We start from the raw sequence: 10,610 nt of genomic DNA on the forward strand, positions 1-10,610 counted from the left end.
CATGTGGGTAGGCGCCTCGCTGCCGGACCGACTCGATGCCTGACCATCTCTCGCTGCCTGGCCGTCTCGCGCCGAAGCTCCTCGGCGTCACGCCCTAACGCAGCACTGCGGGCCGCCTCGATATCAGGCCGCCTCAGCGCCAAACCGCCTCGGTACCTGGTCGCCTCGGTAGCTGTTCGCCTCGGTACCTGGTCGCCTCGGTAGCTGTTCGCCTCGGTACCTGGTCGCCTCGGTAGCTGTTCGCCGCACCACTGGCAAGGCCGTCTCGGCGCCTGGCCGACCCGGCACGGCACCACCTCGATGCCTGGCCGCCCCGGCACCGCACCGCACCGCACCGCACCACAAGCATGGCCGGACCGCGGCGCCGGACCGCGCCTCAGTGCCGGGCCAGCTGGGCGCCACGCCGTATCGATCAGGTGGCCGCTTGGGTAATTCGGTGGACAGGCTGGCGCGAGAGCGTAAGGTTGCAGGCCGCTTGACGGCCGAGGTGAGCTGCACCGGAACGGACGTCCCCGCGCCGGGAGGCTGGCCATCCGACCCCCGGACACGCGAGCGAGCAGCAGATGTGAGCGATAGGACGTCGGCATGCCCGCACTTGACCTTGACACCCACCTGGACGCGGATCTGGCCGCCGAGCGCGCGCACCTGGCCACGTCGCGGGCGGCGCTGCAACGGATGCGTGAGCGCGCCGAGGCACTCTTCGCCACCGGTGATCAGGTGGCCGGCGACGCCTACGCGGCGGAGACGCTCGGCCGCACCCTGGCCCGCCGGGTGGCCGAACTGGCCGACGACCCGACGACGCCGCTCTTCTTCGGCCGCCTCGACTTCGGCGGTACCACGAGCGACGAACTCACCGCCGACGGCACGACCAGCCACGACACCACCAGCCACGACACCAAGACCACCAACAGCACCACGACCACCGACGGCAACAGCAGCACAACCAGCGCCAGCGCCAGCGCCAGCAGCGGCAGCGCCAGCAGCGGCAGCGGCAGCGGCAGCGGCAGCGGCAGCGGCAGCGGCAGCGATCATGCCGGGCGGCGCTATCACGTTGGGCGGCGGCACGTCACGGACGAGTTGGGCGAGCCGTTGGTGCTGGACTGGCGGGCGCCGGTCTCGCGGTCGTTCTACCGGGCGAGCGCGCGGGATCCGCAGGGTGTGGCGGTACGGCGTCGGTTCGGGTTCAGCAACGGGGTGCTGACCAGCTTCGAGGATGAGCGCCTGGATCGGGGCGAGGAGCTGGGCACGACTAGTCGGATCCTCACCGCCGAGATCGAACGGCCGCGCGTCGGGCCGATGCGGGACATCGTCGCCACCATCCAGCCGGAGCAGGACGAGCTGGTCCGGGCGGACCTGGCCGACTCGATCTGTGTGCAGGGAGCGCCGGGCACCGGGAAGACGGCGGTCGGCCTGCACCGGGCCGCGTACCTGCTCTATCTGCACCGGGAGCGTCTGCGGCGGGCGGGTGTGCTGATCGTCGGGCCGAACCGGGCGTTCCTGTCGTACATCGCGGCGGTGCTGCCGGCGCTCGGCGAGGTCGAGGTCGAGCAGGCGACGGTGGAGGAGCTGATCTCGCGGGTGCCGGTCCGGGCGGTCGAGCCGTCGGCGGTCGCCGCGCTGAAGCACGACGTACGGATGGCCAGCGTGCTGCACCGGGCGGTGCAGGCGCACATCGGGGCCCCGACCGAGTCGATCACCGTCTCGGACGGCTCGTTCCGCTGGCGGATCGGGCTGGAGCCCCTGCACCGGATCGTGGAGGAGACCCGTCGGGAGGCGCTGCCGTACGGCACCGGCCGGGAACGGGTCCGGGCGCGGGTGGTGAGCCTGCTGCAACGGCAGGCCGAGGCACGCCGGGCGGAGTCGCCCAGCGACGCCTGGCTGCGTCGGATGGGCCGGTGCCGACAGGTGACCGACTTCCTGGACACGGTCTGGCCGGCGCTCACCCCGGAAGGGCTGGTGTACGCCCTGCTGGCCGATCCGGCCCGGCTCGCCGCCGCGGCGGACGGTCTGCTCACCGACACCGAGCAGGCGCTGCTGGCGTGGGCGAAGCCGGCGCGTACCGCGAAGGCGACCCGCTGGACCGCCGCCGACGCCGTGCTGATCGACGAGGCGGCCGGGCTGCTGGAGCGCCCCTCCGGTTTCGGGCACGTGGTGGTGGACGAGGCGCAGGACCTGTCCCCGATGCAGTGCCGGGCGATCGCGCGGCGCAACGAGCACGGCTCGGTCACGCTCCTCGGTGACCTCGCCCAGGGCACCGCGCCGTGGGCCGCGACCGACTGGCGGGAGTCCCTGGCGCACCTGGGCAAGCCGGACGCCGTGGTGGTCCCGCTGACCATCGGATTCCGGGTGCCGGCCGCGGTGGTCGCGTTCGCCAACCGGCTGTTGCCGGCGCTCGCGGTGGACGTACCCCCGGCGGAGTCGTTGCGGAGTGACGGCGGCCTGGACGTGCGTACCGTGACCGACCTGACGGCCGCGACGGTGGCCGAGGTGCGCGCGGCGCTCGCCCACGACGGCTCGGTCGGTGTGATCGCCGCGGACGACGCGGTCGACGAGCTGCGCGCGGCGCTGGCGGCCGCCGACGTCCCGACCGCGACCGCCGACGACGTCGCCACCGCGGCGCGCGTCACCGTGGTGCCGGCGACGCTGGTCAAGGGCCTGGAGTACGACCACGTCGTGGTGGTCGAGCCGGCCGCGATCGTCGCGGCCGAGCCACGCGGGCTACATCGGCTGTACGTGGTGCTCACCCGCGCGGTGTCCCGGCTCGCCGTGCTGCATCACGAGCCGCTTCCCGCGCCGCTGCTGGACGGGTCAGTGACCGGCCAGGGCTGAGGCGATCTCGCGCAGCGGCTTGCCGGGCTCGGCGATCGGCACCGTGAAGGCCAGCCACGAGCCGTCGGTGAATTCGATCCGGAGCCGCTTCGGATTGAGCCGGTGCCAGCCCACCCGGGCGTCGGCCACCACGGCTCGGGGCGCCGACCAGGCCACCCGGGTGCCGGCCACGGCTCGCTCGTCGTCGACCCGGCTCGACCAGAGCTGCACCGGGCCCGATACGCAGACGAGCAACCGCTGGTCGGTGACGGCGAGGACGGTGTCCTGGAGCGTCGTCGGGGGCACCGGCCGGCGGGCGTGGTGCAGCGTGGAGGCGGACGAGCCGGCTGCTCCCCTGCCGGCCACCCCGTAGGCGATCCGGTCGACGATCCGGTCCCCCACCGGGAAGTGCAGTAACGGCGAGAGCAGGTTGAGCAGCGCTCCGGAGACACCGCCCCCACCGGTGGACGTCGGACGCTCCACTTGCGGTGGGTCGGACGGCAGGACGCCCTGGGCGACCTCCGCCCGCGCGGTGGCGAGCAGCCGTTCCCCCGGCTCGACGAGTTGGGTCAACCGTTCCCGGTAGTCGATCTCCGTCATCGGGCCAGTATCGGTCCGGTCACCCCGGCGGCGGGGGACAGCCGACCTTGGGTTTGTGCTTTAAAGTTGTTTACGTGAACGCCGACGACGATCTGCCGCCTCCCGACGCCGCGACAGCGCTCCAGCTGATCCAGGAGCAGCGCGCGTCGGCGGCACGCCGGCTGGAGCCGGACGCCCGGCTGCAGTACTGGCCGTGGGGGGTCGCCTGGCTGGTCGGCTTCGGGCTGTTCTTCCTGCGGTTCTCTCCCGACGGTCGAGTGCTCCTCCGGCTGCCCGACTGGCTGCCGCTGACCGTCCTCTTCGTCCTGCTCGCGGCCGCGGCGGCGGTCCAGGCGGTGGCCGGCGCCCGGGCGTACGGCCAGGTGAGCGGGGACTCGGCCCGGCGCGGGCGCTGGTACGGCTGCGCCTGGGCGCTCGGTTCGGTGACCGTGTACGCGGTGCTCGGCCGGGTCTCTGGCCACCTGCCGCACGACCTGGCGGGGCTGCTCTGGTCGGCGACCGCCGTCGGGCTGACCGGTGCGCTGCACATGGCCGGCGGCGCGATCTGGCTGGACCGGGACCTGTTCCGGCTGGGCGTCTGGATCAGCGTGATCAACCTGGCCGGCACGTTCGCCGGGCCCGGCTGGCACGCGCTGGTGATCGCGATTGCCGGCGGCGGCGGGATCCTGGTCGCCGGCGCGCTCGCCCGGGCACGACAGCGACACCAGCCGTGACCGATCTCGATCCGGTCATCCACGCGCAGGCCCGGCTAAGGGTGGTCGCCGCCCTCTCGGCGCTCGGCGACGGGGACCGGATCACGTTTCCCCGGTTGCAGGAGCTGCTCGCGATGACCGCCGGCAACCTCTCGGTGCACCTGCGCAAGCTGGAGGACGCCGGCTACGTCGAGGTCACCAAGACCCACCGTGGACGCACCCCGACCACCCTCATCTCGCTGAGCCGGCGAGGTCGGCTGGCGTTCGAGGAGTACACCGAGGCGATCCGCGCCCTGCTCGACACCACCCTGCTCGACCCCACCCCCTCGAAGGAGCAGTCATGACCCTCGCCCGCGCCGACCAGGCCAGCCGCCGGTACGGCGACGTCCTCGCCCTCGACCGTGTCGACCTGGAGGTCCGGGCCGGTGAGCTGGTCGGCCTGCTCGGCCCGAACGGCGCCGGCAAGAGCACCCTGATGAACCTGCTGGTCGGGCTGCGGAAACCCAGCGCCGGGCGGGTCGAGCTGTTCGGCGGCGACCCCCGCGACCCGGCGTCCCGACGGCAGGTCGGGGTCACTCCGCAGGAGACCGGCCTACCGGGCACCCTGCGCGTCGGCGAGGTCGTCGACTTCGTCTCCGCGCACTACCCCGACCCGGTGCCGCGCGGCGAACTGCTCGACCGTTTCGGCCTGGGCGACCTCGCCCGCCGCCAGACCGGCGGCCTCTCCGGCGGGCAGCGTCGCCGGCTGGCCGTGGCACTGGCCTTCGTCGGCCGACCCCGGCTGGTCCTGCTCGACGAGCCGACCACCGGGCTGGACGTGACCGCCCGGCACACCCTCTGGGACGCGATCCGGGCGTTCCACGAGGACGGCGGGACCGTCCTGCTGAGCAGCCACTACCTGGAGGAGGTGGAGGCGCTGGCCCGCCGCGTGGTGGTGATCGGGCACGGTCGGGTGCTCGCCGACGACACGGTGGACGCGGTACGCGGCATCGTCGGCGTACGCCGGGTCAGCCTGGTCGCCGACGGGCTGCCCGAGCTGCCCGGCGTGGTACGCACCGAACGGATCGACGGCCGGGTGCACCTGCTCACCTCCGACGCCGACCAGACGGTACGCGCGCTGGTCACCACCGGGACCGCCTTCACCGACCTGGAGGTCCGGCCCACCTCGCTGGAGGAGGCGTTCCTCGCCATCACCACCGGGGATCAGCCCGGCATCGGGGATCAGCCCGGCGCCGAGGGCCAGCCCGAGCCCGCCGACGACCGGCCCACCGCCGCTGTCAGCGGCCGACAGACCACCGCCTGAGGAGGCGCGATCACCGTGCAGCTCGCTTTGGTTCACGCCCGTTACCAGCTCCTGGAGATCATCCGGATCCCGGTGGCCGTCGTCGGTAGCGCCTTCTTCCCGGCCGCCGCCATGATCTTCTTTGTCGTACCGTTCGCCGGCGACGATTCGGTCGGTGCCACCTTCGCCACCGCGTCGATGGTCACCTTCTCGGTCATGAGCGCCAACATCTTCCAGTACGGCGTCGGCGTCGCCGAGGACCGCGACCAGCCGTGGAACCCGTACACCCGGACCCTGCCGGCCGGGCCGGCACCCCGGTTCGCCGGCCGGGTGCTGGCCGGCCTGGCGCTGACGTACATCTCCCTGATCCCGGTCGTGGTGATCGGCGGGACGCTGACCGCAGCCGAGATCAGCCTGGGGGCGTTTCTGCTGACCGCCGGCACCGTGGCCGTCATCTCGGTGCCGTTCACGCTGATGGGGCTGGCCATCGGCTACTCGCTGCCGAGCAAGGCGGCGATCGTGGTGGCGCAGGTGGTCTTCCTGCCGCTCGCGTTCGGTGGCGGCCTGCTCTCCGCACCGGGCGACGCACCTGGGTTCATCGAGACGATCGCGCCGTTCCTGCCCACCCGGGGCGCGGCCGAGCTGATGTGGGCGTCGGTCGGGGACTACAAGATCGAACCGTTGTCGCTGATCATGCTCGGCGTCTGGGTGGTCGTGCTCGCATCGCTCGCCGGCTGGGCGTACCGCCGGGACGAGGGTCGCCGGTTCAGCTGACGATTCGTCCGTTTCGGCCCCGGGCCGCGGCGGGACGGTGCCAGGATTCCGGCAGGGGGCCGTGGTGGTCGCCCGGTCCGAGAGGGGTCTTGACGTGAGCACCGTCCCGCCGGGTACGCCCTGCTGGGCCGACCTGGCCACCCCGGACCTGGCCGACGCGCGGCGCTTCTATCCGCAGCTGTTCGGCTGGACCGGTCGGGTGACACCGGAGCCCGAGGCGGGCGGCTACACCGTCTTCCTGCTCGACGGGCGCTCGGTGGCCGGGGCCGGGCCGCCGGCGATCCCGGACCAGGTGCCGATCTGGTCGACGTACCTCGCCACCGACGACGCCGAGCTGGTCGCCGGGCGGGTCGAGCGGGCCGGCGGGCAGGTCGTGGTGCCGCCGTTCGAGGTCTTCGACCGGGGCCGGATGGCGGTCTTCGCCGACCCGGCAGGTGCCACGTTCAGCGTCTGGCAGCCACTGGCGATGCCCGGCGCCGAGGTGTTCAACATGCCGGGCGCGATGAGCTGGAACGAGCTGGTCACGCCCGACCCGGAGGGCGCGAAGGTCTTCTACGAGCTGGTGTTCGGTTGGCAGCCGGACGACCAACCGGTCGGCGGGATGTCGTACACCGGGTGGCGGCTCGGGGCACGGATCGTCGCCGGGATGATGCCGCCACTGGCCGACGACTTTCCGTCCGACCTGCCCGCGTACTGGACGGTGTACTTCGCGGTGACCGACGCGGACGCCGCCGCGGCCCGCGCCGCCGAGCTGGGCGGCACCATCCTCGTCCCGCCCCGGAACAATCCGGCCGGCCGATTCGCCGCCCTCCGCGACCCCCAGGGCGCCCTCTTCTCCGTCATCGACCTGGGCCAATGACGCGAACCACGCGCGGGTCCCAGCGGCAGGGCGGGCCCCGGCGGCAGGGTCGGTCCCAGCGGCAGGGCGGGTCGCGGCGGCAGGGTCGCGCTCGATCCTGGATGTAGTGGCCTCCCACTCCCGCGGACCCCCCTAAACCCTGGATCGGGCGCGATCATGCACGTCCAAGCCCCCGGTGGGAACGGCGTCAGGGGCGGGGGCGGACGGGGACCACCAGCGGGCCGTGTGCGCCGGGGACCACTCGTACGCTGGCCCGGTAGTGGGTGGAGAGCAGGTGCTCGGTCAACACCTCACTGGGCGTTCCGATGGCCGCCACCTGGCCGTCGGCCAACAGGGCCATCCGGTCGGCGTACTCGCCGGCGAGGGAGAGGTCGTGCATCGTGGCCAGCACGGTCAGGCCCTGCTCGCGGCGCAACTCGTCGACCAGCTCCAGCACCTCCTGCTGGTGACCGATGTCCAGCGCGCTGGTCGGCTCGTCGAGCAGCAGCAGCGTCGCACCCTGGGCCAGCGCCCGGGCGAGGAAGACCCGCTGCCGCTCGCCACCGGAGAGGGTGGCCAGCTCCCGCCGGTGGAAGCTGGTGAGGTCCAGCCGATCGAGCACCTCGTGCACGGCGGCCACGTCGGCAGCCGACTCCCGGCCCAGCGTCGGAATGTACGGGGTGCGGCCGAGCAGCACGTAGTCCAGCACCGTCATGCCGGGCGGCACCACCGGGGACTGCGCGACCGTGGCCACCACCCGCGCCCGCTCGCGGCGGCGCAGCGCGGCACTCTCCGTACCGAAGAGGGAGATCACCCCCGACGCGCGCAGCAGGCCGCCGACGGCGCGCAACAGGGTCGACTTGCCGGCGCCGTTCGGGCCGATCACGGTGACCCACTCCCCGACTGCGACGGCCAGGTCGACGCCGGTGAGGATCGGCGTGCCGTCCAGGCTGACGTGCAGCCCGACGACCTCGACGGCCGGAACCTCGGACCGGCTGCCGGCGGGCTCGGGGGTCACGTGAGAACCCGTCGGGCGGTACGCAGCACGAGTACGAAGAACGGGCCGCCGAGCAGGGCGGTGACCACTCCGATCGGGATCTCGGACGGGGCGGCGGCCGTGCGGGCCACCACGTCGGTCAACGCCAGGAACGCCGCGCCGAACAGCAGCGACAGCGGCAGGATCACCCGGTAGCTCGATCCGGCGAGCATCCGGACGGTGTGCGGCACGATGATGCCGACGAACCCGATCAGGCCGGTCGCGGAGACCGCCGCGGCGGTACCCAGCGAGGCGGCGGCGATCAGCAGGTAGCGGGAACGCTGCGGGTGCAGACCGAGGCTCGTGGCCTCGTCGTCGCCGACCGTGAGGACGTCCAGCTCACGGCGGTGCAGCAGCACCACCGTGGTGGTCAGCGCGGCGTACGGCAGCACCAGCAGCACGTCGTGCCACCCGGCGGTCGCCAGGCGGCCGAGCAGCCAGGAGTAGACCGGCTGGATGCTGTCCGAGTGCCGTTGCAGCAGGTAGGTCTGCCCGGCGGAGAGGAACGCGGAGACCGCCACCCCGGCCAGGATCAGCATCGCGGGTGAGCGGCTCCGCCCACCGGCGCCACCGAGCAGGTACGTCATCGTCACGGCGAGCAGTGAGCCGGCGAACGCGGCCAGCGGGATGGTCAGCGGCAGTCCGGTGATCGCGCCCTGCCGACCGGCACCGCCGAGGGCGATCGCCGCGGTGACCGCGAGCCCCGCGCCAGCGGCCACACCGAGGAGGTACGGGTCGGCCAGCGGGTTGCGGAACACCCCCTGGTAACAGCCACCGGCCAGGGCGAGCAGACCGCCGACGAGCAGGCCCAGCACCACCCGGGGCAGCCGCAGCTCGGTGACGATGGCAATCTCCCGCTCACTCAGACCGCTCTCCAGGTGCACCCCGGGGATCAGGTTGAGCAGCTCGGCGGCGACGCTTCCCGGCGGCAGGCTGACCGGCCCGAGAGACACGCCGGCGACCAGCGCGACAAGGACGGCGAACACGCCGGCCACCAGCCAGCGCTTACGCAGGCCGGCTGGCCGCGCGCCGGATGGCGGGTCAACCCGAGGAGCAACGTCGACCCGCCGGGCTCCGGACGGCAGCTCGGCGGGGCCGGCGCTGGACCGTGGCTCGGCTCGCTGGGCCTTGGGCCGTGGCTCGGCTCGGCCTGCGGTGGACCGTGGCTCGGCTCGCTGGGCTGCGGACCGTGGCTCGGCCGGCTGGGACGTTGGTGGCGTCCCGGCCGGCCCGCTGGTTGGTTCGGGGTTGGTCACCGGTGGTGTTCCGGTCACCGACGGACGACGGTCACGCGGGCACCTTGGCGACCGCGTCGATGATGACCCGGAGCAGGTCCACGACCCGCGGGCCCCAGCGGGAGGCGATGTCGTCGTCCAGCGCCACGACCTGGTTGTTCTTCACCGCGTTCAGCCCGGCCCAGCCGCTGCGGGCCTTGACCGAGTCGGCGTTCTGCTGGCAGCACTTGGAGTCGGCCAGGAAGACGAAGTCCGGGTTGGCCTTGACGATGAACTCCTGGGACAGCTGCGGGTAGCCGAAGTTCTTGCCGTCCGCGTCGGCCGGGTCGGCGATGTTGGTCAGGCCGACCTGGCTGTAGAGCGAGCCGATGAACGTCTTGCTGGTCGCGCTGTACAGCTCGGGGCCCAGCTCGTGGAAGTAGGTGAGCTTCTCGGCGCGCTGCGGCAGGTCCTTGACCAGCTTGGCGATGTCGTCCTTCATCCGACCGGTGACGTCGGCGGCCTGGTCGGCGTGCCCGGTCAGGGCGCCCAGCTCGGTGATCTCGCGGTACGAGTCGTCAAGCGTGGTCGCCGCCGGGAGCAGGTAGACCGGGATCTTCAGCTTGCCGAGCTGATCCACGATCTTGTTGGTGTCGTTGGAGAGCACCACCAGGTCGGGGCTCTTGCCGGCGATCGCCTCGGCATTCGGCTGGAAGCCGGACAGGTCGCTCTTGGGCGCGTCGGCCGGGTAGTTGGACTGGTCGTCGACCGCGCTCACCTGCGGGCCGGCGCCGATGGCGTACAGCATCTCGGTGGCGGTGGGCGAGAGCGAGACGATCTTCTCGGGGCGCTTGTCGAGAGTGAGCGAGCCGACCGTCACCGGGTAGGCGATGGCCGCCGAGCTGGTGCCGGCCGCCGGCTGGTCGGCGCTCTTCTCGGCGCACGCGCCGAGGGCGAGTGCGGCGACCGCGAGGGTCGCGGCGAAAAGCCTGGGGGTACGTCTGGACATGGGGGCCTCCTGTCGGTCGAGGAGTGTGGTGCTTCGCCGACAGGGACTTTCGTGCGCCCGCCCACGAGGCGCCCTTCCTCGAGAGCGCGTGTCGCGACCGATCCGCAGGCGACCTGGCTAGACCCACCCCTCCTGGGCGGGACATCACAGTTGCGGGACAGCGCCGGTTTCGCACCGGCTTCGCTGCGGAGTAGTCGCTAGAACGGTAGCGCACGGCGGGGACCTGCCCCGCGTTGATCTAGGGCAAATAGTCGCGGATTGATCTCCCCGCACAGCAATACGCCCTAGATCGACGCAACGCGGGGCAGGTCCCCGCCGTGCGCTACCGTTCTAGCGACTACTCCGCAGCGAAGCCGG

Annotated in this window: 10 protein-coding genes and 1 riboswitch; of the genes, 6 read left to right on the forward strand and 4 right to left on the reverse strand. The window is 72.7% G+C overall.

From position 1 onward, the window contains the following. Positions 1 to 585 precede the first annotated feature (585 nt). The gene (locus ACFQGL_RS29525; RefSeq protein ID WP_377515901.1) at positions 586 to 2,829 is read left to right on the forward strand and encodes a HelD family protein; all 2,244 of its coding nucleotides are present in this window, start codon (positions 586 to 588) and stop codon (positions 2,827 to 2,829) included. On the opposite strand, the gene ACFQGL_RS29530 is transcribed toward ACFQGL_RS29525, so the two are convergent. Beyond that, entirely contained in the window at positions 2,809 to 3,408 is a 600-nt protein-coding gene (locus tag ACFQGL_RS29530) for a hypothetical protein (protein ID WP_377515902.1), read from the reverse strand. The two genes, ACFQGL_RS29525 and ACFQGL_RS29530, sit on opposite strands and share 21 nt — an antisense overlap. A gap of 74 nt (positions 3,409 to 3,482) precedes the next feature. Between ACFQGL_RS29530 and ACFQGL_RS29535 the strand changes: the two genes are divergently transcribed. The 5 genes from ACFQGL_RS29535 to ACFQGL_RS29555 all read left to right on the forward strand — a co-directional run bounded on the left by ACFQGL_RS29535 (position 3,483) and on the right by ACFQGL_RS29555 (position 7,015). After that, entirely contained in the window at positions 3,483 to 4,121 is a 639-nt protein-coding gene (locus ACFQGL_RS29535; RefSeq protein WP_377515903.1) for a transporter, read from the forward strand. Next, the gene (locus tag ACFQGL_RS29540; RefSeq protein WP_377515904.1) at positions 4,118 to 4,444 is read left to right on the forward strand and encodes a transcriptional regulator; all 327 of its coding nucleotides are present in this window, start codon (positions 4,118 to 4,120) and stop codon (positions 4,442 to 4,444) included. The genes ACFQGL_RS29535 and ACFQGL_RS29540 overlap by 4 nt, the downstream gene beginning before the upstream one ends. Then, complete coding sequence (locus ACFQGL_RS29545) at positions 4,441 to 5,403, forward strand: ABC transporter ATP-binding protein (protein WP_377515905.1); 963 nt, start codon at positions 4,441 to 4,443, stop codon at positions 5,401 to 5,403. Before ACFQGL_RS29540 ends, ACFQGL_RS29545 begins: the two co-directional genes overlap by 4 nt. 15 nt (positions 5,404 to 5,418) lie before the next feature. Further along, positions 5,419 to 6,156, forward strand: a complete 738-nt coding sequence (locus ACFQGL_RS29550) for an ABC transporter permease (protein ID WP_377515906.1) — start codon at positions 5,419 to 5,421, stop codon at positions 6,154 to 6,156. Positions 6,157 to 6,250: 94 nt separating this feature from the next. Next, positions 6,251 to 7,015 (forward strand): VOC family protein, encoded by a 765-nt coding sequence (locus tag ACFQGL_RS29555; protein ID WP_377515907.1) that lies wholly within the window; start codon positions 6,251 to 6,253, stop codon positions 7,013 to 7,015. Positions 7,016 to 7,202: 187 nt separating this feature from the next. Here the strand turns inward: ACFQGL_RS29555 and ACFQGL_RS29560 are convergent, their stop codons facing one another. The 3 genes from ACFQGL_RS29560 to ACFQGL_RS29570 form a co-directional block, all read right to left on the reverse strand. Next, positions 7,203 to 8,012, reverse strand: coding sequence for an ABC transporter ATP-binding protein (locus tag ACFQGL_RS29560; RefSeq protein WP_377515908.1), 810 nt, complete (start codon positions 8,010 to 8,012; stop codon positions 7,203 to 7,205). Further along, positions 8,009 to 9,115, reverse strand: coding sequence for a FecCD family ABC transporter permease (locus ACFQGL_RS29565; protein ID WP_377515911.1), 1,107 nt, complete (start codon positions 9,113 to 9,115; stop codon positions 8,009 to 8,011). Before ACFQGL_RS29565 ends, ACFQGL_RS29560 begins: the two co-directional genes overlap by 4 nt. 202 nt (positions 9,116 to 9,317) lie before the next feature. Continuing rightward, positions 9,318 to 10,253: an ABC transporter substrate-binding protein gene (locus ACFQGL_RS29570; RefSeq protein WP_377515909.1), complete on the reverse strand. Its 936-nt coding sequence runs from the start codon at positions 10,251 to 10,253 to the stop codon at positions 9,318 to 9,320. 112 nt (positions 10,254 to 10,365) lie between these two features. After that, positions 10,366 to 10,432: riboswitch (cobalamin riboswitch) on the reverse strand. Between the last annotated feature and the right edge of the window lie 178 nt (positions 10,433 to 10,610).

This window comes from Micromonospora vulcania (assembly GCF_042658605.1).
GTDB lineage: Bacteria > Actinomycetota > Actinomycetes > Mycobacteriales > Micromonosporaceae > Micromonospora > Micromonospora vulcania.